The 23,938-nt window shown below is 71.0% G+C and carries 28 protein-coding genes and 1 tRNA gene; 17 read left to right on the forward strand and 12 right to left on the reverse strand.

Annotated features, from left to right (window positions below):
* The first annotated feature begins 48 nt into the window (after positions 1 to 48).
* The 6 genes from rpmB to ACLBWP_RS08855 all read left to right on the forward strand — a co-directional run bounded on the left by rpmB (position 49) and on the right by ACLBWP_RS08855 (position 4,764).
* Positions 49 to 285 (forward strand): 50S ribosomal protein L28, encoded by a 237-nt coding sequence (rpmB, locus tag ACLBWP_RS08830; protein ID WP_056123559.1) that lies wholly within the window; start codon positions 49 to 51, stop codon positions 283 to 285.
* Positions 285 to 455 (forward strand): 50S ribosomal protein L33, encoded by a 171-nt coding sequence (gene rpmG / locus ACLBWP_RS08835; protein ID WP_056123557.1) that lies wholly within the window; start codon positions 285 to 287, stop codon positions 453 to 455. Before rpmB ends, rpmG begins: the two co-directional genes overlap by 1 nt.
* Positions 456 to 457: 2 nt before the next feature.
* On the forward strand, positions 458 to 763 hold the full coding sequence (gene rpsN / locus ACLBWP_RS08840; protein WP_243562184.1) for a 30S ribosomal protein S14: 306 nt from the start codon (positions 458 to 460) through the stop codon (positions 761 to 763).
* Between the two features lie 278 nt (positions 764 to 1,041).
* Positions 1,042 to 1,329: an HU family DNA-binding protein gene (locus ACLBWP_RS08845; RefSeq protein ID WP_111114318.1), complete on the forward strand. Its 288-nt coding sequence runs from the start codon at positions 1,042 to 1,044 to the stop codon at positions 1,327 to 1,329.
* 118 nt (positions 1,330 to 1,447) lie between these two features.
* A complete protein-coding gene (locus ACLBWP_RS08850; protein ID WP_447654886.1) occupies positions 1,448 to 3,466 on the forward strand; it encodes a cytochrome c oxidase assembly protein in 2,019 nt (672 codons plus the stop codon).
* Positions 3,463 to 4,764 (forward strand): ATP-dependent DNA helicase, encoded by a 1,302-nt coding sequence (locus tag ACLBWP_RS08855; protein ID WP_243562186.1) that lies wholly within the window; start codon positions 3,463 to 3,465, stop codon positions 4,762 to 4,764. Before ACLBWP_RS08850 ends, ACLBWP_RS08855 begins: the two co-directional genes overlap by 4 nt.
* An 85-nt stretch (positions 4,765 to 4,849) precedes the next feature.
* Here ACLBWP_RS08855 and ACLBWP_RS08860 read toward each other — a convergent pair whose 3' ends face one another.
* Positions 4,850 to 5,296 carry a DUF4383 domain-containing protein gene (locus tag ACLBWP_RS08860; RefSeq protein WP_243562187.1) on the reverse strand — a complete coding sequence of 149 codons (447 nt, stop codon included), beginning with the start codon at positions 5,294 to 5,296 and terminating at the stop codon, positions 4,850 to 4,852.
* Positions 5,297 to 5,549: 253 nt separating this feature from the next.
* On the opposite strand from ACLBWP_RS08860, the gene ACLBWP_RS08865 reads away from it, so the two are divergent.
* Positions 5,550 to 6,464, forward strand: a complete 915-nt coding sequence (locus ACLBWP_RS08865; protein ID WP_243562188.1) for a phosphatase PAP2 family protein — start codon at positions 5,550 to 5,552, stop codon at positions 6,462 to 6,464.
* A gap of 103 nt (positions 6,465 to 6,567) precedes the next feature.
* On the opposite strand, the gene ACLBWP_RS08870 is transcribed toward ACLBWP_RS08865, so the two are convergent.
* Positions 6,568 to 7,005: a hypothetical protein gene (locus ACLBWP_RS08870; protein ID WP_243562189.1), complete on the reverse strand. Its 438-nt coding sequence runs from the start codon at positions 7,003 to 7,005 to the stop codon at positions 6,568 to 6,570.
* A 258-nt stretch (positions 7,006 to 7,263) separates the two neighbouring features.
* Between ACLBWP_RS08870 and ACLBWP_RS08875 the strand changes: the two genes are divergently transcribed.
* On the forward strand, positions 7,264 to 8,403 hold the full coding sequence (locus ACLBWP_RS08875; RefSeq protein WP_243562190.1) for a CE1758 family FMN-dependent luciferase-like monooxygenase: 1,140 nt from the start codon (positions 7,264 to 7,266) through the stop codon (positions 8,401 to 8,403).
* A 192-nt stretch (positions 8,404 to 8,595) separates the two neighbouring features.
* Here the strand turns inward: ACLBWP_RS08875 and ACLBWP_RS08880 are convergent, their stop codons facing one another.
* Positions 8,596 to 8,934, reverse strand: a complete 339-nt coding sequence (locus ACLBWP_RS08880; protein WP_447654887.1) for a DMT family transporter — start codon at positions 8,932 to 8,934, stop codon at positions 8,596 to 8,598.
* Position 8,935: 1 nt separating this feature from the next.
* On the reverse strand, positions 8,936 to 9,250 hold the full coding sequence (locus tag ACLBWP_RS08885) for a DMT family transporter (RefSeq protein ID WP_243562192.1): 315 nt from the start codon (positions 9,248 to 9,250) through the stop codon (positions 8,936 to 8,938).
* A gap of 95 nt (positions 9,251 to 9,345) precedes the next feature.
* On the opposite strand from ACLBWP_RS08885, the gene ACLBWP_RS08890 reads away from it, so the two are divergent.
* Genes ACLBWP_RS08890 through ACLBWP_RS08905 form a run of 4 tightly spaced genes read left to right on the forward strand, consistent with a single transcriptional unit; the run spans position 9,346 to position 13,143 of the window.
* Entirely contained in the window at positions 9,346 to 9,924 is a 579-nt protein-coding gene (locus tag ACLBWP_RS08890) for a TetR/AcrR family transcriptional regulator (RefSeq protein ID WP_447654888.1), read from the forward strand.
* Positions 9,925 to 9,943: 19 nt separating this feature from the next.
* Complete coding sequence (locus ACLBWP_RS08895) at positions 9,944 to 10,963, forward strand: permease (RefSeq protein ID WP_447654889.1); 1,020 nt, start codon at positions 9,944 to 9,946, stop codon at positions 10,961 to 10,963.
* Complete coding sequence (locus tag ACLBWP_RS08900) at positions 10,950 to 11,747, forward strand: TIGR03943 family putative permease subunit (protein ID WP_447654890.1); 798 nt, start codon at positions 10,950 to 10,952, stop codon at positions 11,745 to 11,747. The genes ACLBWP_RS08895 and ACLBWP_RS08900 overlap by 14 nt, the downstream gene beginning before the upstream one ends.
* On the forward strand, positions 11,737 to 13,143 hold the full coding sequence (locus ACLBWP_RS08905; protein WP_447654891.1) for a hypothetical protein: 1,407 nt from the start codon (positions 11,737 to 11,739) through the stop codon (positions 13,141 to 13,143). Before ACLBWP_RS08900 ends, ACLBWP_RS08905 begins: the two co-directional genes overlap by 11 nt.
* 94 nt (positions 13,144 to 13,237) lie before the next feature.
* Here the strand turns inward: ACLBWP_RS08905 and ACLBWP_RS08910 are convergent, their stop codons facing one another.
* Positions 13,238 to 14,284, reverse strand: coding sequence for an NAD(P)-dependent alcohol dehydrogenase (locus ACLBWP_RS08910; RefSeq protein ID WP_447654892.1), 1,047 nt, complete (start codon positions 14,282 to 14,284; stop codon positions 13,238 to 13,240).
* Between the two features lie 286 nt (positions 14,285 to 14,570).
* On the opposite strand from ACLBWP_RS08910, the gene ACLBWP_RS08915 reads away from it, so the two are divergent.
* Entirely contained in the window at positions 14,571 to 14,726 is a 156-nt protein-coding gene (locus ACLBWP_RS08915; RefSeq protein WP_447654893.1) for a hypothetical protein, read from the forward strand.
* Between the two features lie 32 nt (positions 14,727 to 14,758).
* Here the strand turns inward: ACLBWP_RS08915 and ACLBWP_RS08920 are convergent, their stop codons facing one another.
* From ACLBWP_RS08920 to ACLBWP_RS08935, 4 genes are all read right to left on the reverse strand, one after another.
* Positions 14,759 to 14,950, reverse strand: coding sequence for a hypothetical protein (locus tag ACLBWP_RS08920; RefSeq protein ID WP_243562199.1), 192 nt, complete (start codon positions 14,948 to 14,950; stop codon positions 14,759 to 14,761).
* Positions 14,951 to 15,013: 63 nt separating this feature from the next.
* Entirely contained in the window at positions 15,014 to 16,105 is a 1,092-nt protein-coding gene (locus tag ACLBWP_RS08925) for a glycerate kinase (RefSeq protein ID WP_447654894.1), read from the reverse strand.
* A gap of 67 nt (positions 16,106 to 16,172) precedes the next feature.
* On the reverse strand, positions 16,173 to 17,282 hold the full coding sequence (locus ACLBWP_RS08930; RefSeq protein WP_447654895.1) for an FAD-dependent oxidoreductase: 1,110 nt from the start codon (positions 17,280 to 17,282) through the stop codon (positions 16,173 to 16,175).
* A 31-nt stretch (positions 17,283 to 17,313) separates the two neighbouring features.
* Complete coding sequence (locus tag ACLBWP_RS08935) at positions 17,314 to 18,540, reverse strand: FAD-dependent monooxygenase (protein ID WP_447654896.1); 1,227 nt, start codon at positions 18,538 to 18,540, stop codon at positions 17,314 to 17,316.
* Positions 18,541 to 18,621: 81 nt separating this feature from the next.
* Between ACLBWP_RS08935 and ACLBWP_RS08940 the strand changes: the two genes are divergently transcribed.
* Positions 18,622 to 19,188 (forward strand): TetR/AcrR family transcriptional regulator C-terminal ligand-binding domain-containing protein, encoded by a 567-nt coding sequence (locus ACLBWP_RS08940; protein ID WP_243562204.1) that lies wholly within the window; start codon positions 18,622 to 18,624, stop codon positions 19,186 to 19,188.
* Between the two features lie 87 nt (positions 19,189 to 19,275).
* Here the strand turns inward: ACLBWP_RS08940 and ACLBWP_RS08945 are convergent, their stop codons facing one another.
* Positions 19,276 to 19,914 (reverse strand): TetR/AcrR family transcriptional regulator, encoded by a 639-nt coding sequence (locus ACLBWP_RS08945; protein ID WP_308221882.1) that lies wholly within the window; start codon positions 19,912 to 19,914, stop codon positions 19,276 to 19,278.
* Between the two features lie 48 nt (positions 19,915 to 19,962).
* On the opposite strand from ACLBWP_RS08945, the gene ACLBWP_RS08950 reads away from it, so the two are divergent.
* A complete protein-coding gene (locus tag ACLBWP_RS08950; protein ID WP_243562205.1) occupies positions 19,963 to 20,628 on the forward strand; it encodes an SDR family NAD(P)-dependent oxidoreductase in 666 nt (221 codons plus the stop codon).
* A gap of 71 nt (positions 20,629 to 20,699) precedes the next feature.
* Here ACLBWP_RS08950 and ACLBWP_RS08955 read toward each other — a convergent pair whose 3' ends face one another.
* Entirely contained in the window at positions 20,700 to 21,323 is a 624-nt protein-coding gene (locus ACLBWP_RS08955; protein WP_447654897.1) for a TetR/AcrR family transcriptional regulator, read from the reverse strand.
* Between the two features lie 78 nt (positions 21,324 to 21,401).
* Here ACLBWP_RS08955 and ACLBWP_RS08960 point away from each other — a divergent pair, with 78 nt between their 5' ends.
* Positions 21,402 to 22,592, forward strand: a complete 1,191-nt coding sequence (locus ACLBWP_RS08960) for a hypothetical protein (protein ID WP_447654898.1) — start codon at positions 21,402 to 21,404, stop codon at positions 22,590 to 22,592.
* A 104-nt stretch (positions 22,593 to 22,696) separates the two neighbouring features.
* A complete protein-coding gene (locus ACLBWP_RS08965) occupies positions 22,697 to 23,752 on the forward strand; it encodes an amidohydrolase family protein (protein ID WP_243562208.1) in 1,056 nt (351 codons plus the stop codon).
* Between the two features lie 48 nt (positions 23,753 to 23,800).
* On the opposite strand, the gene ACLBWP_RS08970 is transcribed toward ACLBWP_RS08965, so the two are convergent.
* Positions 23,801 to 23,874 (reverse strand) — tRNA-Gly (locus tag ACLBWP_RS08970).
* Between the last annotated feature and the right edge of the window lie 64 nt (positions 23,875 to 23,938).

Genomic DNA, 23,938 nt, shown 5'->3' on the forward strand with positions numbered 1-23,938 from the left:
ACCTTGGGTGCGACCGATCGGCCGCACGGTAATCATCAGGAGGAAACCATGGCAGCAGTGTGCCAGGTGACCGGAGCCACCCCCGGCTTCGGACACAACATCTCGCACTCGCACCGCCGGACGAAGCGTCGCTTCGACCCGAACGTGCAGAAGAAGACGTACTACGTGCCCTCGCTTCGTCGTAACGTCACGCTCACCCTGAGCGCGAAGGGCATCAAGGTCATCGACGCACGTGGGATCGAGTCCGTCGTCAAGGACGTCCTCGCCCGTGGGGAGAAGATCTGATGGCGAAGAAGGGTCAGGACGTCCGTCCGATCATCAAGCTCCGCTCGACGGCGGGCACCGGGTTCACGTACGTGACCAAGAAGAACCGTCGCAACAACCCGGACCGTCTCGTGCTGAAGAAGTACGACCCGGTCGTCCGCAAGCACGTCGACTTCCGTGAGGAGCGCTAAGCATGGCCAAGAAGAGCATGATCGCGAAGAACAACCAGCGTGCCGTCGTCATCGCGCGCTACGCCGAGCGTCGTCTCGAGCTGAAGAAGGCCCTCGTGGACCCGAACGGCACGGACGAGTCGCGTGAGGCCGCTCGCGTGGGGCTGCAGAAGCTCCCCCGCGACGCCTCGCCGGTGCGCTACCGCAACCGTGACGCCATCGACGGCCGCCCCCGTGGCCACCTCGGTGAGTTCGGCATCAGCCGTGTCCGCTTCCGCGACATGGCGCACCGTGGCGAACTGCCGGGCATCACCAAGAGCTCCTGGTAAGCACCCACTCCACGAACACCCCGTCACCCACACCGGTGACGGGGTGTTCGTCGTTTCGGGGGACAGGTTCGTCACATTGGCCCCATCCGTCCCTTGCATCCCGCGACACCCCCGGAAATCCGGGCGAGTCGGCGGTCATCATCGCGACCGGCTGGTAGGTTCACCTCTGGTTCCGCCGGGCCCTCGGCCCGCTGGTCCGAAGCCCCGGGGCAACCGCTCAGGGCACCGGGCGCCACGTGCGTCCGACCGATACGCAAGAAGTCCGAGGAGGACATCCAATGGCTGACAAGTCACTGAACCGCACCGAGCTCGTCGCTGCCGTCGCCGCCGAGTCCGGCCAGAGCCAGGCCACCGTCAACGGCGTCGTCGACGCGCTCTTCAGCGTCGTCTCGGGCTCCGTCGCCGACGGCACGAAGGTCACGATCCCCGGGTGGATCGCCTTCGAGAAGACGCACCGCGCCGCCCGCACCGGCCGCAACCCGCAGACGGGTGAAGCCATCGAGATCGCCGCGAGCGACTCGGTCAAGGTCAGCGCCGGCTCGAAGCTCAAGGCCTCGGTCAAGTAAGACTGTCGTACGGCACGCAGGGGACGGCTCCGGCCGTCCCCTTCGTCGTTCCTGCCGGTCCTCCACAGGTCCGGGTCCGGCGTTCGGTGCCGCGGTGGGCAGCGCCTAGGCTTGTCGGGTGAACCGGATCGCGCGCATCGCCGGGCCAGCCGTGCTGGTCCTCGTCGCGTTCGTGTCGCTGCTGGTCGCCCTGGTGATCGGCGGCGGGGCCGACGCCGCGCTGATCGCCGACCCCGGTTCCGCGGTGCGCTTCGGGCTGCCGATCGCCCGGGTCGTCGTCGACCTGTCCGCTGCGGCCACCATCGGCGGTCTCGCGCTCGTGACCATCGGGCTGTCACGGACGGCCCCCGAGTGGAACCGTGCGATCGACGTCGCGGCCGCGTCGGCCGGCGTCTGGACCGTCGCGTCGGCCGTCACGACCTTCTTCACGTTCCTCAGCGTCGCCGGGTCGCGGATCTCGCTCGACGACCAGTTCGGCCAGTCGATGGGCGTGTTCCTGACCGGGACCGACCTGGGCTTGGCGTGGCTGGTCACCGTGCTGGTCGCGGCCGCCGTCACGGTGCTCTGCTTCGCCGTCCGGTCGCGGGGCATGGTCGCCCTGACCGCCGGCGTCGCGATGATCGGCCTCGTCCCCCTCGCGCAGCAGGGGCACGCCGCCGGCACGGCCAGCCACGACGCCGCGGTCACCGCGCTCGGGCTGCACCTGGTCGGCGCCGCTCTGTGGATCGGCGGGCTCGTGATGCTGACGCTCGTCCGTGCGGTGGTGCCGGGGGACCGCCTGGCACTCGTGGTCGGTCGGTACTCCAGCATCGCGCTCGGGTGCTTCGTCCTGGTCGCGGTCTCCGGTGTCGCGTCCGCGCAGATCCGGGTCGGCGCGTTCTCGAACCTGTTCACCCCGTACGGCGCGCTGGTCCTGGTGAAGACCGCGGCGATCATCGCGCTCGGCGTCCTCGGGGCGGTGCAGCGTCGTCGCGCCGTCGTCGCCCTGACGGCCACGCCTGGGCGTGCACGGCCGTTCTGGACCCTGGTGGTGCTCGAGCTCGCCGTCATGGGCGTCGCCTCGGGCTTCGCGGCGGCGCTCGGCCGCACGGCGACGCCGGTCGACCAGATCGCCCTGAGCAAGACGAGTGATCCCTCTCCGGCCGAGATCCTGACCGACGACCCGTTGCCCCGGGCGCCCGGCACGTGGGGGTGGCTGACGCAGTGGAACATCGACCTGTTCTGGCTCATGGTCGCCGTGCTCCTCGTGGCCACCTACATCGCCGGCGTGGTCCGGCTCCGTCGTCGCGGAGTGTCCTGGCCGGTCCGTCGCAGTGTCGCGGCTGCGATCGCCGTCGTCAGCCTGGTCGTCGCGACCTCGGGCTCGCTGCACCAGTACGACCGGTTCCTGCTGTCTGCCGACGTCGGTGCGCACGTGCTGCTCGGTGTGGTCGTCCCCGCGCTGGTGTGGGCCGCGGCACCGGTGCAGCTCATCCGTGCGGCAGTGCACCCGCGGGACGACGGCAGCACGGGCGTCCGCGAGTGGACCGGTGTCCTCGTCGACAACGCCGCCGTGCGCTACCTGGTGCAGCCCTTCCCGGCGTTCGTGCTGCTGGCGGCGCTCTGGTGGGCGTTCGTCGGCACCCAGGCGGTGCGGTGGTCGGCCAGTGACTCGATCGGTCGCACCGTGATCGACGTGGTGTTCCTGCTGGTCGGGCTCCTCGCGCTGCCGACGCTCCTGACGCCCGTCGCCGCCGGTGCCCGGTCGGCATCGCGGGCGGCGTTCGCGGTGCGGGCTGCCGGTGCCGTGGTCGTCGCCGGGGGCATGGTGTCGCTCGGCATCGCGATGCAGGGCGCCCTCGGACTGCTGCAGGCGTCGTGGTTCGGCGCGACGGGGCGGACGTGGGGGCCGGACCCGCTGGTCGACCAGGCCCGCGCCGGCGTCGTCCTGGTCGTGGCCGGCGTGCTGCTGGTCGTCGCCGTGGTGGTCGTCGGTGTCGTGCGGTTGCGGCACGACCGTGCGGGCGCGCCCGGGCCCCGCGACTCCGGATCGCGCCCCTCTGCGGGCGTCGCGCCCGCGGGGGACGGGGCGCGACGTCCGCACGGGGGTGCGACGCCCGGCGCCGTGGCCCCCGGCACCGAGACGAGCGTCTCGTGAGCATCGAGCTGAGCGCTGAGCAGCGCGCCGTCTTCGACCACATCGAGTCCACCCGCGACCACGTCTTCATCACCGGGCGCGCGGGGACGGGCAAGTCCACGCTGCTCAACCACCTGTCGTGGAACACCGAGAAGCAGGTCGTCATCTGCGCCCCCACGGGCGTCGCAGCCCTCAACGTCGGCGGCCAGACCATCCACTCGCTGTTCCGGCTGCCGATCGGGCTCATCGCGGACGCCGAGCTGCGACAGGGCCCGGACACCCGCAAACTCCTCAACACGATCGACACCCTGGTCATCGACGAGGTCTCGATGGTCAACGCTGACCTGCTCGACGCCATGGACCGCTCACTCCGCAAGGCCCGCGGCCGCCAGTTCGAGGCGTTCGGTGGCGTGCAGGTCGTCATGTTCGGTGACCCGTACCAGCTGCCGCCGGTGCCGGGCGACGGGGACGAGCGCGCGTACTTCACCGACCACTACCGATCGCTCTGGTTCTTCGACGCCAAGGTGTGGCTCGAGGCCGAGCTCAACATCATCGAGCTCGCCACCGTCCACCGGCAGCGGGACGACGCCTTCGCGGCGATGCTGACGGCCGTGCGGCACGGTCGGGTCACCGCGGACGTGGCGAACCGCCTGAACGAGGCCGGTGCGCGTCCGGCTCCGGACGACGCGATCACCCTCGCGACCCGCAACGACACCGTGGCGCGGATCAACAAGGCGGCGCTCGAACGGCTGCCCGGCACCGTGAAGACCGCCCGGGCCGACGTCAACGGCGACTTCGGCGGTCGGAACTTCCCGGCGGACGAAGCCCTCGAGCTCAAGCCCGGCGCCCACGTGATGTTCCTGCGCAACGACCCCGATCAACGCTGGGTGAACGGCACGCTCGGCGTCGTGCAGACCATCCGCGACACGGTCTGGGTCGACATCGACGGTGAGTCCTTCGAGGTCCAGCCATCGGTGTGGGAGAAGTTCAAGTACTCTTACGACGCCGACAAGAAGGAACTCAAGAAGGACACCGTGGGGGAGTTCCAGCAGTTCCCGCTGCGGCTCGCCTGGGCCGTGACGATCCACAAGTCCCAGGGCAGCACCTACGACCGGGCCGTGATCGACCTGGGCAACCGGGTGTTCAGCGCGGGGCAGACCTACGTCGCGCTCTCCCGACTGACCTCGCTGGACGGGCTCTACCTGACGCGGCCGTTGCGCCCGTCGGACATCATCGTGGACCTGGACGTCCGGCGCTTCATGTCCGAGGCGCCCCGCGTCGTCGCGACGCAGCTCGAAGCGCCGAAGCCCGACGCCTGACGCGGCGAACCCGACGACGACGCCCGCCCGCCCGACGACGACGCCCGCCTGCCGGTGCGGCAGACGGGCGGCGAGGGAGCAGGTGTCAGGCGCGGGCGGCCCGCAGCGCGGCGATGTTCTGCTTGTCCGCACCCAGCGCGGTGAGCACCAGCACGACGCCCACGATCGCGTTGAAGATGTTGTCCGCCAGGTTCATCGCGAACACGTTGGCCGAGGTGTTCATGAACACGAAGCCGTACACGGCCATGACGATCAGCACGACGCCCACGACCAGGTTCACGTTGCGCGAGCCGATGGTGTTGCCGAGGCCGACGATGAACAGCGCAGCGGCGAGCACCGTCCAGATCAGGACGAGGGCGGCGTTCACCAGGAAGGCGTTCCACAGCAGGCCGCCGCTGTCGCCGAAGAAGCGGGCGCCGTTGTCACCGGCGAAGAAGAAGCCCAGGACGCCCCAGACGGCGAGCAGCATGCCGACGGTCAGCGCGAGCCCTCGGTTCGGCGAGGCGATGATGCTCGGTTCCTTGACTGCCACTTCGGTCTCCTCTTCTCGTGCCACCAGGGCCGACGGTGATGTCGTGCGGGACGCTGTTGCCGGTGCCGTCCGGGCGGACGTCCCCGGCGAGCGGGCTGCGACCGGACCCGCACCCGGCGCGACGGCGCCCTGGTTCCCAGCGTCCGACCGGCCGGTCAACGGTATCGTGTCCCGCCCCGACCGACCCAATCGAAGCGCCGTCACCAGGCGCACGAGCAGTCCCGCGACGACCACGCCGAGGAGGACGATCCCCGTGACCCGCACGCCCGACCGCCGTGCGCCGTTCTCGCGTGAGGACCCCCGCGGGCCGAGCGTGTCTCGGCGGCTGCGGTGGGGGGTGCTGGCCGGTGTGGGGTTCGTGATCGTGCCTCTCGTGTACGCGGTCGCCGTGCTGACGCCCGTCGGGCAGCGAGTCGAGGACTCCGCGCTCGGCGGCGTCCGCGAGACCGACCTGTTCGGGTCGGACACCGCCCTGAACGTCATCTCGGTCCCGGTCGTGCTGCTGCTCATCGTCGTGATCGCCGCCGTGGCGTTCGCCCGGAGGCGGCTCGCCGTGGGACTGGCGGCGGGTCTGGTGGTGCTCGCGTCGGCGGGCACCTCGACCCTGGTGAAGCGTATCGCCGTCCGCCCGGAGATCGCCCAGTCGACGACGCCGAACTCGTTCCCCTCGGGCCACGCGACGATCGCCCTCGCCGCGCTGTTCGCCGTGCTGATGGTCACGCCCAGGCGCTTCCGGCCGGTGGTGCTGCTGGTCGGGGCCGCCTACGCCGTCTTCGTCGCGAACCAGACCGTCGTGTACGGCTGGCACCGCGTCAGTGACATCGTGGGGGCCTGCGCCGTCGCCCTGTTCTGGGTCGGCATCGTCCGTGCGGTCGGTCCGCGGGTCGACCAGGGTGCGCGCGGTGACCGCGACGGCCGACGTGGACCGCGCCGTCTGGTGACCGCGATCCTCGTCGTCTCGACCGGTGTGACGTTCGCCGTGGGTGCGGCCGCGGCTGTCGTGGCGCTCGCGACCGGCTCGGGCCACGACCACGACGCGCTGCTCGTCGCGGGCCGTATGGCGTCGTCGGCGAGCGTGCTGGTGGTGGTCACCGTCGTGTGGTTGGCGGACGGGATGCACCACGCGGCGCCGACGACCGACACCAGCGGCACGCCGACGCCTGTCTGACCGGACTCGGAACCGGGCCGGAACCGCGCACGGAAGCGGCCACGAAGCGGGCCGGACCCGTGTCTGGACCCGGCCCCGGGCCTCCAGAGCGCCGCCCGGTCGGTCACACCGCGTGCATGGACCGCAGGATCCGACGTGCGATGCGCGCCTCTTCGTCGGCGCCGGCATCGTGCCGCACGGACCGGACCGGCACGCCGAGCACGACGGCGATCTCGGACGGCGCGACGCGCAGGTCCGACAGCTCCTGCACCAGACGGTCGCGCTCGAGGGCGACCGAGTCCTCGACGGCCCTGGCCTCGTCGCGGAGCTCCCGCGCCCGTGCTGCGGCCTGGCGAACGGTCGCCATGCGGGCCATCGTGTCCGCGTCCCCGAGCAGGTACTCGATGTCCGGGTCGACGCCCGAGAACTCGCGGACCATCGAGCGGTGCTGCACGACGACCTCGTCGAGCCACGACCCGTGGTGCTCGATCGCGGGATAGTCCATGCAGGTCAGGACCCACTCGTCGCGGACGAGACGCGCGGTCGAGGTGATGGTGGTCACGCTGACACCTCCGTGGAGTCCTGATCATCGTGCCTGGTGAGGGCGTTGCATCGACGCTACCGGTGATCGGCACCGTCGCGCTGCCCGCGGATGGCACCCAACCAGGGGTGATCTCGGGGGGGCAGGCAGCGGACCCGGTGACCCACCACGCGCCCACGAGGGAGTCGGGCACGGTGGCGGGAATGCCCCGGCCTGCGCTACGTTGTACTCGTCAGTTCGATGCAAACGCATAGAACGAGGACGCAGGAGGCGACCACCATGCAGTTCGGGATCTTCACGGTCAGCGACGTCACGACCGACCCCACGACGGGCACCACGCCGGACGACACCCAGCGCGTGCGCGACATCCTGACGATCGCCGAGCACGCGGACCAGGCCGGCCTCGACGTGTTCGCGACCGGCGAGCACCACAACCCGCCGTTCGTGGCCTCGAGCCCGACGACGATGCTCGGCTACCTGGCCGGTCGGACGAAGAACATCACGCTCTCGACGAGCACCACGCTCATCACGACGAACGACCCCGTGCGCATCGCCGAGGAGTACGCGATGCTGCAGGTCATCTCCGACGGCCGCATGGACCTGATGATGGGCCGCGGCAACACCGGCCCGGTCTACCCGTGGTTCGGGCAGGACATCCGGCAGGGCGTCAACCTGGCGATCGAGAACTACGCGCTCGTCCGCCAGCTCTGGGAGAACGACGTCGTGAACTGGCAGGGGAAGTTCCGCACGCCGCTGCAGGGCTTCACGTCGACCCCGCGCCCGCTCGACGGCGTCGCGCCCTTCGTCTGGCACGGCTCGATCCGCACACCGGAGATCGCCGAGCAGGCCGCCTACTACGGCGACGGGTTCTTCCACAACAACATCTTCTGGCCGATCCAGCACACCGAGCAGATGGTCGGGCTCTACCGTCAGCGCTTCGAGCACTACGGACACGGCCGTGCCGACCAGGCGATCGTGGGCCTGGGTGGGCAGTTCTTCGCCCGGAAGAACTCGCAGGACGCCCAGGCCGAGTTCCGCCCGTACTTCGACAACGCCCCGGTCTACGGCCACGGCCCGACCATGGAGGACTTCACCGAGCAGACCCCGCTGACTGTCGGTTCCCCGCAGCAGGTCATCGACCGGTACGCCGCGATGAAGGACCACGTCGGCCACTACCAGCGCCAGCTGTTCCTCATCGACCACGCGGGCCTGCCGCTCAAGACGGTGCTCGAGCAGATCGACATCCTGGCCGAGGACATCGTCCCCGCCCTGCGTGCGATCAACGACGGTGACCGCCCGGCCCACGTGCCGAGCAACCCGCCGAGCCACGCCGAGCGCGTCGCCGCCGCCCGCGCAGCGGGTGCGGTCGGCAGCGACCACGTCGCCGCCGTCGACGAGTTCACCGGAGCGTCGGTCTGATCCGACGACCATGACGGACGGGAGGCTCGGTGCCAGCTGGCACCGGGCCTCCCGTCCGTCTGTGGTCCGGTCCACCCTGCGAAAGCGACAGAACCACCCCGACCGTCCGGCCTGATCTGTCGCTTTCGCGAAAGCGACAGATCTGCGCCGACCGTCCGCGGTGATCTGTCGCTTTCGGAGGGGAACGGGGGCTCAGGCGCGCGGTGCCGGCGGGCGTGCCGACAGCAGCTTCAGGCCGACCACGCACCCGACGATCCCGGCGATGAAGACCAGGCGCAGCACGGTGACGGGCTCGGCGCCGGTCGCCATGCCCCACAGCACGGTCAGCGCGGCCCCGGTCCCCGTCCACACGGCGTAGGCGGTGCTGATCGGGATGTGCTTGAGCACGTACGCGAACGCGACCAGGCTGATCGCGATCGTCACGGCGAACAGCAGTGTCGGGCCGAGCTCGGTGAACCCGTTGCTCGCACCGAGGGCGGTCGCCCACACGGTCTCGAGGGTGGCGCTGACGAACAGCACGATCCACGGCATCTCAGCTCACCACCTTGAGCCCGACGACGCAGGCGACGAGTCCGAGCACCAGGCCGATCCGGGCGAACGACGCGGCCTCTTGTCGACGGGCGACGGCGACCAGCACGGTCAGCGACGCGCCGATGCCGACCCACACCGCATAGGCCGTGCCGACCGGGATCGCGGTCATCGCGAACGCCAGGCCGATCATGCTCAGGGCCATGCCAGCGACGAAGACGATCGACGGCACCACCTTCTTGAACCCGTTCGACGCGCCGAGCGCCGTGGCCCACACGGCTTCGAGCACGCCGGACAGGACCAGGACGATCCAGACCATGACGTTCCTCCTTCGATCAACATTCCCGCACGACTGTGCGACAACGACCAGACCAGTTCTAGCACGAAGTCGCACAGTCGTGCCAGAATGATCGGGTGGCTCGCAGCATGGACGTCGACGAACGCCGCAGGACCGTCTCCGAAGCGGCCTGCCGGGTGCTGGCGCGCGACGGTCTCGGTGCGTTGAGCGTGCGGAACGTCGCCGCCGAGGCAGGACTGGCGCCGAGCACCGTCCGCTACACCTTCCCGACCCAGGCCAGCGTGCGCGAGCACGCACTGAACCTGGTCTTCGACGGCACGGCAGCGCGCATCCAGGCGCTCCCCGACCACCTGACCGGGCGCGCACTGGCACACGCGGTGCTCGTCGAGCTGCTGCCCCTGGACGACGAACGCCGCATCGAGCTCGACGTCTACCTGGCGTTGGGCACCGCGGCACTGACCGATCCCGAGCTCCGGCCGTTCCACGACCGGGTGGTCGCCGAGATGCAGGACTGGTGCGGGCAGGTCCTCGGTGCCGTCGGGGTGTCACCGGACGACATGGCGTACGAGGCCTGCCGGCTGCACGCGCTGATCGATGGGCTCGCGATGCAGGTCGTGCGGTTGCCGCCCGACGCCGACACCAGCTGGGCGATCGACCTGCTCGACCGGCACGTCGCCGCGCTGGTCGGACACTGACGCCGCCTATCCTGTCCCGGTGACGACGCGCACCACCACGCCGCCGCAGCAGCGCAGCCGGACCCTGACCGGCCCGGGCCTGGTGCTGCTGGCCGTCGTCGTCCTGCTGGGCATCCGGCTCGTCACGCCGAACGTCGGGAACGCCGGACTGCCCGACGTGGTGCAGGACTTCCTGACGCTCGCGATCAGCGTCGTCGTCGAGTCGCTGCCGTTCGTGGTGCTCGGCATCGTGCTGTCGATCGTGGTCGAGGTGTGGGTGCCCCACGGTGCGCTCGAGCGCATCCTGCCGAGCCGCCCGATGCCCCGGCGTGCGGTGATCTCGCTGATCGGCATGCTGTTCCCCGTGTGCGAGTGCGGCAACGTCCCGCTCGCGCGCGGCCTGATGCTCCGAGGCTTCACGCCCGCCGAGGCCGTCACGTTCCTGGTCGCGGCGCCGATCCTCAACCCGCTCGTCATCGTCAGCACCGCGCAGGCGTTCGGCTGGTCGGGCTGGATCCTGCCCGTCCGGATCGTCGGCGGGTTCGTGGTGGCGAACCTGGTGGGCTGGATCGTCGCCGCGCACCGTCGCCCCACGGACCTGCTGCTCCCCGCCTTCGAGGCCCGGTGCCGCGCCGCCGTCGGAGCCCCAGTGCCGCGGAACCGCTGGCGGGAGAGCGCGGCGCAGTTCGGCGGCGAGACGGCCACGATGATGCCCGCACTGTTCGTCGGTGCGGGGCTGGCCGCCGCGATCCAGGTCGCCGTGCCGCGCAGCACGCTGGTGGCGATCGGCAGCAACCCCGTGCTCTCCGTGCTCGCGATGATGCTGCTGGCGATGACGGTGTCGCTCTGCTCGAACGTCGACGCCTTCTTCGCGCTGTCGTTCGCGTCGACGTTCCTGCCCGGGGCCCTCACCGCCTTCCTGATCATCGGGCCGATCATCGACGTCAAGATGATTGCCCTGCTCCGGACGACCTTCCGCACGCGGTTCCTGGTGCTGCTGTCGGTCGTCTGCGTCCTGTTCGCCGCTGCCGTGGGGTTGGTGATGAATGTCCTCGTCTGACACGGAACACGACCGGCGCCCTCCGGCACTGCTCGGCCTGGGGTCGGTGTTGGCGGTCGCCCTCTGCACGATCTGGCTCGCCGCCAGCGGTCACCTGGACCTGTACATCAACCCGCGGTACTCGGTGTTCACGGTCGTGCTCGCCGGGGTCGCGGTGCCGGCGAGCGTCGCGGGACTGCTCGTCGTGGCGCGGGGAGCGGGTCACACACACGACCACGCGGGTCCGGACGATGCAGCACCCGCGCGGTCCAGAGGCGCAGTGCGGCTCGTGCTCGGCGGGATCGCGGCACTGGTGACGGTCGGGGTCACCGCCGCGATGTTGGTCCTGCCCCCGACGACGCTGTCGGCCCGCACCGCCCAGCAGCGCGCCGTCGACTCGGCGTCGCTGTCGAACGCCACCGGCTCGAACGCCCCCGTGTCACTGCTCGGCAGCAGTGCCGTCGACACGTCGGGCTACGGCGTGAAGGACTGGGCAGCGATCATCCGGCAGACGACGGACACCAGCGAGCTCGTCGGCAAGCGGGTGACGCTGACCGGGTTCGTCGTGCCGGGCTCCGGGGACTCGTTCACCCTGACGAGGTTCGTGATCAGCTGCTGCGCCGTCGACGCCCAGCCCGTGGGGCTCGGCGTCACGACCGACGGTGTCGTCCCGCGCGAGAACCAGTGGGTCCGGGTCACCGGGGCGTTCGTCGACAACCCCGACCAGGCCTCGGACGTCCGGATCGTCATCCGGGCCGCCACCGTGCGCACCGTCGCACAGCCCGAGGACCCGTATGAGTACTGAGCCGGAGCGCCGCCCCGTCGCGACACGCTTCCGACGCCGCTTCGTGGCCGTCGTGCTCGTGCTGGTCGTCGCGGCAGCGCTCGCCGCGGTCGTCGGGTCGCAGCAGGGCCCGCGGCTGCGGGCGGTGTCGTACGACGCGACGGGCATCGTGTCGCGACCGGCCCAGCGCGTCATCATCACCGCGAACCAGGCACTGCAGCGGGTCCCCGCACGCGACGTCCGCGTCAGCCCCGCCGCCGCGCACACGGTGACGTCGAGCGGCAACACCGTCGCGGTCGAGTTCGCCGGGCCGCTGGACTACGACCGCGACTACACGGTGACGGTGTCGGACGCGCGGGCACCCGGACAGGCCGCGACCGCCGACCTGCGGGCCACGATCCGCACCGGCAGCACCGACGTCCTCGCGCTGGTGCCCGCGGCCGACGGCGGCAAGGACCGCATCGTCCGGCGGTCACTCGACGCTGCGGGAGCCACGACCGTGTACCAGGGGGACGGGATCACCGGCTACGCCCGGCTGAGCCGCGCCTTGGTCGTCCTCCGGGACACCGCGGTGGGGGACTCCCGGATCGACATCGTCCCGCTGCGGAACGGTGTCGAGGACCCCGACGCCCCCGTGGAGCACATCACCCTGCCGAGCAGCCGCGGATCGGCCACCGCCCTGCACGCGGCCGACGACGGCGCGTCCTTCGGGTTCCGGTACGCCGACACCTCGACCGGGCAGTCCCGCGACGTCGGGCTGTACGTCGTCGACATGACCGGCACCCACCAGCCGCAGGCGATCGCCGCGGACGGCAAGCCCACCACCGGCGCCGTGCCGATGACCGTGGCGCAGTGGGCCTACGTCCCGCGCACCGAGAGCGCTCTGGTCCGCACCGGCACCGACGAGCTGTTCCTGGTCGACATGAGCGGCCGGGTCGCCGCCGTGCGACTCGGCTCGGCGACGTACCTGCACGGCTTCGTCGGCACCGGCACCACCGCCGTCGTCGAGTCCGGCACGGGCATCCAGCGACTCGACCTGACGAACGGCAAGCGCGCGGCGATCACCGCGCCCGTCGGCAGCACCGACGCGGCGTACCTGGGGCGGATCGCGCAGCTGACGGACGACACCTACTTGCGGACGGTGGGGTCGGTCCGGTCCGACGGCACCATCGCCAGCCGCATCGTGCGTGTGGACGGCACCAGGGCCTCCCGGCTGCCCGTCGCGATCCCCGACGACGCGACGCTGACCGCAGTCTGCCCGTCGCCGAACAGCCAGTTCGTCGCGGTCGAGACCCGCTCGCGCGGTGCGTCCCTGGTCAGCGTCGTCGACGCGTCGAGCGGTGCTCTCGAGGCGTCGCTCGCCGGCCAGGCCGTCGACTGGTGCGGCGCGCTGCCGAGCGGCGACGAGGTCGGCTGACGGGTCGTCGCCCCGGCCGTCACGTTCCGCGCGTCGGCCGAGACGGGAGGCCCGGTGCCAGCTGGCACCGGGCCTCCCGTTCCGCAGGTGGTGACTACGCGAGCGTCGCCGCGTCGATCACGAAGCGGTAGCGCACGTCCGAGGACAGCACGCGCTCGTAGGCCTCGTTGACCTGGTCGGCGCTGATGAGCTCGGTCTCCGGCAGGATGCCGTGCTCGGCGCAGAAGTCGAGCATCTCCTGGGTCTCGGCGATGCCGCCGATGGCCGAACCGGCCCAGCTCAGGCGACGCGGGATGAGCGCGAACGCCGGCACCTCGAGGGGCTCGGACGGAGCGCCGACGTTGACCAGCGTGCCGTCGACCTGCAGCAGGCCGAGGTAGGCCTGCATGTCGAGCTTGGCCGACACCGTGTTGATGATGAGCTCGAACGAGCCCGCCAGCTTGTCGAAGGTCTCGGCGTCCTTGGTGGCGTAGTGGGCCTTCGCGCCGTAGCGCAGCGAGTCGGCTTCCTTCGACGTGGTCTGCGACAGGACCGTGACCTCGGCGCCGAGCGCGACCGCGATCTTGACGGCCATGTGGCCGAGGCCACCCATGCCGACGACCGCGACCTTCGTGCCGGGGCCGGCCTTCCAGTGGTGCAGCGGCGAGTAGGTCGTGATGCCGGCGCACAGCAGCGGCGCGACCTTCTCGATGTCGAGCGACTCGGGCACACGCAGGACGAAGTCCTCGTTCACGACGACGGCCTGCGAGTAGCCGCCCTGCGTGATCGAGCCGTCGGCGGGGTCGACGCTGGCGTAGGTGCCGATGTTGCCCTTGAGGCAGTACTGCTCCTGGCCGGCGAGGCACTGCTCGCACTCGCCGCAGGAGTTCACCATGCAGCCGACGCCGACACGGTCGCCGACCTTGTGCTTGGTGACGTTCGCACCGACCTCGGTCACGTGGCCGACGATCTCGTGGCCGACGACCTGGGGGTACTGGATGGGGCCCCACTCGCCACGGACGGTGTGGATGTCCGAGTGGCAGATGCCGGCGTAGGCGATGTCGATCATGACGTCGTCCGGGCCGAGGTCACGACGGGTGATGGTGGTCTTGACGAGCGGCTCGGTGGCAGACGGTGCCGCGTACGCGTTGACGGTTCGCAATGGTCTCCTCGTGGGGGTCGGGTCAGGGCCGGGTGCGGCCCGCATCCATCTTGCTGGAGCGCTCCTGACCGTGGGAGGTCCCATCAGGGCACCCCGGACTGGGGCGGCAGCGTGGCCGTCCCATTCGCGCAACGGCTTTGGCGGTCGACGCCGTCGGTCGTAGGTTTGGGACCACACCGAGTCGACACCGAATCCGTCGCCACGATGCCGTCCGCGACTGCGGATCCCTGGCACAGCGGAACGACCCGGTCAGTTCGAGCTTCATCGCTCACGAAGGGCAGTCCTCATGACCGCCACAGCACTCTTGCCCGCCCACGAATGGCACCGCCGCGGCCTGCGCTCACCGGCCGAGATCACCGCACTCGTCGAAGCCCGTCTCGTTCACTTCCTCGACGCTGATGAACCCACCTACGCCGACTTCCTCGGCGAGCCCGTCGTCTGAGTGCCCGTCCCGGTTCGTCCCAGCACGGCACCCTAGCTCCGCGGAGCCCGTGAGAAGAACAGCGTCAGCGCGCCGAGCACCACCGCCGCGACGATCAGCACCCAGGCGAGCGCGTCGAAGCCGCCGTCCAGTGGACTGAGCAACAGCACGATGCCCGCGACCACCAGCGCTCCCACCCCGATCAGGACGAGCACGTGCGGCCGGCGGATCCAGGTACGTGCCATGAACTCGAGGTTACGCGCCGCGGCTGTGCCCCCCGCGGGTCAGGGGGTGGTGTCCCGACGGGGTCAGTCGTGCTGTCCGACGCGGCTCGCGAGTCGCCGTCCCGCGATGCGCGCGAACCGCAGCGGATCGGTCATGGCGTCGTCCGGTTCGCCGGTCGTTTGCGTGGCGATGACCGTCAGCGAGGCCGCCGCGGCGAACGCGTCCACCGGCGCGTCGACGTCCCCGGCGACGAGCATCGTCGGTCGCCCCGCAGCGAGGTCCTGCACCACCGTCGGCACCTTGCCCGCTGCCGACTGCCCGTCGTAGCGCCCCTCGCCGGTGACGACCACGTCGGCGTGCGCGATCGCCGACGGCAGTCCGAGCACCTCGGCGACCCCGAGCGCCCCGCCCACCAGCTGCGTACCCCACACCAGCAGCCCGAAGCCCGCACCGCCAGCGGCCCCGGCACCGGCGGTCGTCGGGTCGACGTCCGGGAACCGTGCCGCCCACCGCGCCAGGCGGGCCTCGTGCACGGCCCCCCGGTCCGGCGTGACGCCCTTCTGCGGCCCGAACACCGCCGCGGCGCCATCGGGCCCCAGCAGCGGGGACGTGACGTCCGTCAGCACCGTGACCCCGAGCGGCGGCAGCGGCCTGAGCGTGGTCGTGTCGAGTGGTCCGTCGCCGGGTGCGTCGAGCAGCGACCTGCCTGCACCGGTGTCGCCGAGGACCAGCCCGAGCGCGCCGAGCAACCCGGCACCGCCGTCCGTCGAGGCGCTCCCACCGATCCCCAGCACCAGCCCCGTGGCCCCGGCGTCGAGCGCGGCGGCGATCGCCTGCCCGAAGCCGGTCGTCTGTGCGCGGTCCGGCTCGGGTGTCGTCAGGAGCGGCAGGCCGCTGGTCGCGGCGAGCTCGACGACCGCACGGCCGTCCGGCAGCGACAACCACCACGTGTCGACCGGTGTGCCGGCAGGACCCGTCACGGTGATCGGCATGCGTCGTGCCCGGGGGAACGCCGTGGCGAAGGCGTCGAGCGTGCCCTCGCCGCCGTCGGCCATGGGCACCAGGGTCAGGACGTCGTCCGGGCGTTCCTCGGCCCAGCCGGAGGCGATCGCGGTGGCGACGGCCGCGGCGGTGGCGGTCCCCTTGAACGAGTCCGGAGCGATCACGACGTGCACGGCGACCACGCTAGCGGGCGGTGCGCGGGCGGGTGGTGCGCGCGGCTGGTGCTCAGGCGGGCAGCCCTCACGCGGGCAGCGCGAACCGCGGGTGCGGCGCACCGCCGGTCGCCAGGTCGGCCAGCATCTCGCCGAGCAGCGGCGCGAACTTGAACCCGTGCCCGGAGAACCCCGTCGCCACCGTCACCGGTCCGCGGCGGTCCAGCACGAAGTCCTCGGCGGGGGAGTTGTCGTACAGGCAGCTGATCAGTTCCGGCGCGGCAGCGTCGACGCCCGGCACGAACCGTGCGACGTACTCCTGCAGCCGACGGACCTGATCCGGCTCGGGGGCGAAGTCGCGCGTGTCCGGGTCGACGACGGCGCCGGTGCCGTGGAAGCCGACCTTGACGCCCTCGCCCGGGGTCAGCAGCCCGTACACGTCCGGTCCGTCGGTCTGCCAGTGCACGAAGCTCGGCCAGGCCGACTCCGGCAGGTGGCTGGGGAAGTGAGCGGGTTGCTCCTGGGTGACACGGAGCGCCGGGAGGCCCGCCCCGCGTCCGGCGAACAGCTCGCCGACCACGGCGGGCGCCCAGGACCCCACGGCGGCCACGACGCTGGTCGCGGTCACCGACGTGGTGCCGTCCGGGCCGTCGAGCGTCAGCGCGACGGTGTCGCCGTGGTCCTCGACGTTCGTGACCCGGGTGTCGAACCGCAGGTCGGCGCCGTCGGACGCCGCCAGGTCCAGCAGTGCCTCGATCGTGTCGGCCGCGCGGATGCGGCCCGCGGACGGATGCGTCAGGACGGAGCCCTCGAGCGCCAGGCCCGGCCACCGTGCGCTCGCCTGCTCCGGGGTGAGCCGCTCGTGGTCGATGCCGGCACCGGTCAGCGCGGCGGCGATCGCGTCGACCTGCTCGGGGCGCCCGTGGTCCACCGCACCGGTCAGGTCGAGCAACGTCCGACCGCTCGCGGACTCCAGGGCACGCCACGCGTCGGGGGCCAGCTGGCACAGCGCGACGTACTCGGGGTCCGCGTAGCCCATCCGGAAGATGCGGCTGCCCCCGTGCGACGATCCTCGGTCGTGCCCGCGGCTGAACCGCTCCACCAGCAGCACTCGGGCACCCCGGGCCGCCAGGGAACGCGCGGCCGCCGCCCCCACGACACCGCCGCCGATGACGACGTGGTCGTGGTGCTCGCTCATGTCGCGATCGTACTGTCTGGTCGCCGATCCGCTACCGGGCCGCGGGCGCGGGCGTGGGCAGAGCGGCATCGTGACCACGACTGCCCGCGAGGAGCCCGACGAGGGGCAGCAGGACGCGGGCCTGGAGCAAGCGCATCGCCGCAGCGTTCGCGTGGATGCCCCATCGATGTTCCGGAGCGACCATGGCGACGCGTCCCGGGAGGAGTTTCTGCGCCGCAGCGGCCCGGGGTCGCATGGCTGCCTCGAACGCCCGCAGTGCTGCGGAGACCCGCTCGTCGGACGCATCCGCGTGCACGTCGTGACGGCGGAGCGCCTGTGCCAGTTCTGCCGCGCCGCGGAGACCGAGAGCGGTCCCGAGGCCGCTCAGGGGGCTGGCGCACCAGGCGGCATCGCCGATGAGCACCACGCGTCCGTCAGACCAGCTGTCGGGGACGTGGATCTGGTCGTAGGTGTCGAGTGCGAAGTCCGGCGCGGTCTGCGCCGCGTCCAGGAACTCGGCCGTACGCCAAGCGGCGCCGGCGAACACCGTGCCGAGGAGCGCGAGCTGCTCGTCACGATCGCGGGGAACGGTGGATGCGGCGAACGTCATCCCGACCTCTTGTCGGCCGGCATGTCCGGGGCGAGCCGTGACTCCCCGACGTCCCGGTTCGTTGTAGGACAGCGCCCACCCGTGCAACCGAGGCGTCTCCGGCCGCTCCTGCAGCGTGAACCAGGCGTGCGCGAGACCGAGTGGCTTCCGGAAGCGGTCCTCCGGGCCGAATCGCAGGGCGCGCGTCCGGGAGTGCGTGCCGTCCGCGCCCACGACGACGTCGAACACGGCGACCTGCCCGGACCGGAACCGCACCTCGACGCCCTCGACCGTGTCCGACAGGGCATCGATCGTCTCTGCGAACCGGTGCACGACACCGGCGTCACGCGCTCCGTCGTGCAGGAGACCTGCCAGGTCGGTCCGCAGGAGTTCCTCGCGCGAGATGAGTCCCTGTCCTCCGAACGCCTCGACCGGCATCTCGGCCATCCGGCTGCCGTCAGCACGGATCCAGGCGATGCCGCGCTGCGGGACCACGTGTTCGAGTGCGGCGTCGATGAGACCGAGGTCGACGAGGACCTGCCGCGAGTCGCCACGCAGGTCGACGGTCTGCCCGCCCGTCCGGAGTGCGGGGGCGATCTCGACCACGGTGACCTGCCATCCGTCGCGGGCGAGACAGAGCGCGAGGGTGTCACCGGCAATCCCGGCTCCGACGATGAGGACGTTCGACATGGTGCTCCGTTCTTGCAACTCACGTTGCGTTAGTAGACCCCACCATACCTAACGCAACCCGTTGTGCAATAGACTGCAGCCATGCCAGAAGTCGCCGGTTCCCTCCGCCCGGGTGGGCGCACCGCTCGGACGCGGGAAGCCGTGTTGAACGCCGTCCGCGAGACACTGGCCGATCCTGCCGCGGAGCTCACCGTGCCGGGGATCGCGCAGCGTGCCGGGGTGCACGCCACCACGGTGTACCGGCGGTGGCAGACCATCGAGTCCCTCGTGCTCGACGTCGTGGTCAGCGACGTGCGTCGGTCCTCACCGATCCCGGCAACCGGTGACCTCCGCGCCGACCTCACGACGTACGTCGATCAGCTCCTCACGAGCCTGCGCGGACCGCACGCGCTCGGGTTGCTCCGGGCGCTCCTCGCTGCGTCGCGCTCATCGCCCGATCCCCGGACGCTCGCCGAACTCGTGCAGCCGCGGGTGGCCGACTTCCAGGCGATGCTCGACGCAGCGGGTGTCACCGCGATCGACGGCATGGGGTGCATCGAGATCGTGATCGCACCCGCGTACCTGTGGGCCCAGCTCGGATCCCCCCTCGACCCGGCGAAGGACACGGAGCGCCTGGTGGACACCGTGCTCCGAGTCAGCTCGACCTGAGGCGACGCTCGCGCACATCGCGAGAGGCGACCTGGCCGGCCCCGGTCCGCTGTTCGTCGAACTGGTGGTGGTCGACTTCTCCGCGTGTCAGTCGGTCGTCGTCCAGGCTCCGGCGACGATGCGGTCGACGACGCGACGCCACCCCTCCGGAGCGGTCGGTTCGCGGCTTGCCGTCCCGGCCAGCCACAGAACGGTCATCAGGTCCTCGGTCGTGAAGTCCTCAGCGAGAACCCCGGCGGTGTGGGCGTTGTCGACGAGTTGCGCTCCGAGCGCCATCGATCGTTCACATGCGTTGATGAGGAGCACCGCCTCGGGGTACCGCCGCAGCATCGCGTCGTTCATGGCCGGGTCGCTCCGCTGGAGGTCGATCATCTCGGCGATGAACGTCTCCAGCTGCGCGCGGGGAGTGATCTGTGCCAGTGTCCGTTCGCGGAGGGTCGTGAGTTTCGCGCCTGCGATGTCGGGCACGACGGCGTCGATGAGTTCCTCCCGCGAACCGACGCGGTTGTACAGGGTTCCGATGCTCACGCCGGCTTCCCGAGCGATGTCCTCCAGCGGAGCGGACAACCCCCGCTGCGAGAACACCGCAATCGCGGCTGCGCGCAGCTTCTCGACGTTCGCCTGCGCGTCTCGACGCAGGCGGGGAGGGGTGCTCACAGCGACTCCGAAGGATGTTGAGGTCAACCTCAACATATGCTGAAGTCGATTTGAGGACGCCCTCAACATACCGCACCAGCACAGCCGGCCCGGCGGTGGGCCACGGAAGGACGCATCATGCCCCTCATCACCATCATCGGAGCGGGACCCGGGCTGGGGCTCGAGATCGCTCGGGCCTTCGGCGGCAAGGGCTTCGACGTCGCGCTCGTGGCTCGCAACCAGGCGCGGGTGGATGCGCTGGCGAGCGAGCTCGTCGCGGAGGGCATCCACGCTCGCGGGTTCGCCGCGGACGTCAGCGAGCCGGACACGATCCGGAGTGCGCTCCGATCGATCCGACAGACGCTCGGTCCGATCGATGTCCTCGAGTTCTCGCCGGCGGACCGGACCCTCGAATCGGTCGATGCACTCGACGTGACGATGGAGAACCTGCAGCCACAGATCGACTTCTACCTCGGCGGTGCCATCGCAGCCATCGGAGAGGTCCTGCCCGACATGGTCGCCGCGGGCACCGGGACGGTCCTCGTCACGACCGGTGGTGGCGCGCTCGCCCAGACGCCGGTCCGGGGAAACGTCAACATCGCCGCCGCGGGACTCCGGAACTGGACCCTCAACCTGAACACCGCCCTCGCCCCGAAGGGTGTCTACGTCGGCTTCGTCGCCATCACGGCGCTGATCGGAGGGGGTCGACCGGACGCTGAACCCGCGGTCATCGCGCAGTCGTACGTGCGGCTGCACGACGAGCGGCGGGACGCCGAGTTGCACTACGTCGCGTACGACGGCTGACGCGTCTCCTGTCCGGGCCAGCCGACCCGGCGGGCCTCCGCCGGGATCCGTGTGTGGTCGCGCTCCGGAGGTCAGCCGGTCCCGGCACCGGCGGCTGCGGCTGCGGCTGCGAACTTGCGGAGCGTGGCGACCTGCTCGGCGGTGCTCGGCGGTGCGTCGGCCATCTGCCACGTCGACACCAGCGCGATCATGCCGCCGATGGTGAAGGTCCGAGCGTCCCCGGTGAGCGCTGTCACCGGCTGCGAGCCGTCGTGATCGGATTCCGTCAGCCAGGTCGTCATCGCCGCGGCGAGGACCTCGGCGACGCGCTCGCCCCGTGGGACCGCGCGGAGCTTGTCGAAGAAGTCACGATCCGCTCGCCCAGCGGTGAGCAAGGGTTCGATCCCGCGCTCCCGAACCGCATCGGTGAGGGCCTGCGCGAGGTTCGCCGCGCCCGTATCGAGCGGGAGCCAGTCGTCGAGGAGCCGGCTGATCCAGACGTCCGTCGCCAGATCACCGACGTTGCCGTAGTGGTTGTGGAGCGCCTGCCTGCTCAGGCCGGCGCGCTGCGCCACCGCGCTCATCGTGATCGTCTCGCCCTTCGGCGCCTCGGACACCAGCGCGGCCATTGCCCGGATCAGGGCGGCGCGGGTGCGCGTGACGCGCGGGTCCACCCGGTGGCTCGCGAGTGGCGCCGAGCTCGTTCCCTCCGTCATGCCCCCATCTTGTCAGAGCGTGCGTACTGATGTACGTTCGTCATCTACTGGACAACTGTAAAGGACACCATGACGCACGTGACCGAGCCGGCATCGCGCCGGGGCGATGGCCCGCAGCACCCTGAGTACGAAGCGGCGGTCGCGGGCGGCGCGCTGAACTCCGAAGGGCCGGGGACAGCTCACCGCTACCGGAACGTGATCCTCGGTGGGATCGCGATCCTGCTCCTCGCGATGGCGATGTTGACGAGCTACTCGAGCGCGTTCGGCAATCCGACGCCGAACAACGTCCACCTCGCGGTCACCGGCGACGCGGCCGCGATCGTTGCGCTCGAGCAGCACGGATCGCTGGACATCACCGTCGTGGCATCGGAACGGCAGGCGCGAACCGCGGTGCTCGACCGAGTCGTCGACGGCGCGGTCGTCCTGCCAGCACCGGGGAAGGGTGCCGCCGTCACCACGTACATCGCCAGCGGCGGCGGACGCGGCCTCGGCCAGGCGGTCTCCGGCATCGGCGACTCGATCGCGGCGAAGCTGCAGGCCACCAACACGACCACCGACCTCGCACCCCTGCCCGCCAAGGACCCGGTCGGATCGATCGAGTTCTACGCGATCCTCTTCGCGGGCCTGGGAGCGGCCCTCGGTGCGACGGTGTTCGGGCGCATCCTCGGCACGGTCGACACGGCGGCGAAGTTCGTCGAGCGCAGCGTCGTCCTCGTGCTCTACGCCGGCCTCCTCGCCGGTCTGATCACCCTGTGGATCGACTCCGCACTCGGGGCGGTGACCGTCGGCCCCTGGGCCGTGATGGGGGTGCTCTGGCTGACCGGGGTCGCCATCGGGGGCGCAGTCACCGGCGTCGCCGCACTGGGCGGGACCATCGCGGCTCTGGCGATGACGCTCGCCCTGGTGATCCTCGGGAACACGTCGTCCGGTGGCCCGCTCGGCATCCACGTCCTCAACGACTTCTTCCAGACGCTCTACGCCGTCTTCCCGCAGGGTGGCGCCCTCGACCTGCTGCGGTCCGTGCAGTACTTCGACGGCGCCGCGGTCGCCGCCCCGATCATCCGGCTGGCCATCTGGGCGGTGGCCGGTGTCCTGCTCACCCTGACGGCGATGCTCATCCGGAACCGACGCGACGCTGCGGCCCGATCGATGCACGGTCTCCACCCCGAGCGCGGTTCCCGCCAGGCAGCTGCACCGTCGGGTGCCGACACGGAGCTCACCGCGGTCACGCACGGGTCGACATCGCTTCCGTCGGTTCCCGGGCGCTGACCAGACGTACGAGAGCGCTGCCGGTGAACCGGTGGAGCGCATCACGACATCCACTCCTGCACACAACCAGCCCTCGTTGTCGAGGGCGATCGGAGCACCGCACCATGCCCGGCAAGATCGATGTTCACCAGCACCTGCTTCCACCCCGCTACTTCGACGCGCTGGCTGCGGCAGGAGCGCGGGCGATGGGTTCCGGCGCCACAGCCGGCGCGCGAGGGGGCCCACCGGCGGCGACCGGCGGAACCGCGCAGTGGGATCCGTGGGGTGAACGCGGAGGGACGGCGCCGCGACGGGGCCCTCGGACCATCGGCGGTTGGGCGATGCCGGAATGGAGCCCCCGATCGGCGATCGCGATGATGGACGCGGCGGGGATCGAGACCGGGATGCTGTCGATCAGCGCCCCCGGTGTCCACTTCGGTGACGACGCCGCCGCCCGTGAACTCGCCCGCGAACTGAACGACGACCAGGCCGAACTCGTCAGGGAACAGCCGGACCGGTTCGGGCACTTCGCCGTGCTGCCGCTGCCCGACTTCGACGGCGCCGTCGCCGAAGCCGTGCGAGCACTCGACGAACTCCACGCCGACGGCGTCCTGATGCTGTCGAACGCGCACGGGCGGTACCTCGGAGACCCCGCGTACGAGCCGCTGTGGGCAGAACTCGCCGCGCGCTCGGCCGTGGTGTTCGTGCACCCCACTGCCCCACCGATCACGCCGTTGCCGGGCATGCCCACGGCGCTGTTGGACTTCCCGTTCGACACCACACGCACTGCCGTGGACCTCGTCGCGCACGGGGTCTTCGACCGGTACCCGGATCTCCGCGTGATCCTCGCCCACGCCGGCGGGTTCCTGCCCTACGCCGCCAGCCGGTTCAGCGCCGCCGCCATGTTCAACCCCGCAACCACGCCGGAGCGCATGCAAGCGGGCCTGCGCAGGTTCTACTTCGACACCGCGCTGTCAGCATCAGCCACCTCGCTGCCGTCACTGCTGGCGTTCGCAGAGCCCGGCCACGTCCTGTACGGCAGTGATCTCCCGTACGCGCACCCGAACTGGAGCGCCCGCTTCGACCGCGAACTGGACACCTACGACGGCCCGGGCGCAGACCGACTGGGACAGGTGCACCGCTCTGCTGCCGAGCAGCTCTTCCCCCGCTTGGCTCGCTGAGGTGTTCCGACGGACATGACGGCGAGCGGCAGCCGACGGGGGAGAACGTGGAGCGAGTGACGGGAATCGAACCCGCGCTACCAGCTTGGGAAGCTGGAGTTCTACCATTGAACTACACTCGCAGACCCGCTCAGCGGGACTCGACCACCTTAGCGGATTCTGCGCTGGAAGCCAGCCGAACGCCCG

The sequence above is a fragment of the Microbacterium sp. M1A1_1b genome (assembly GCF_053345565.1).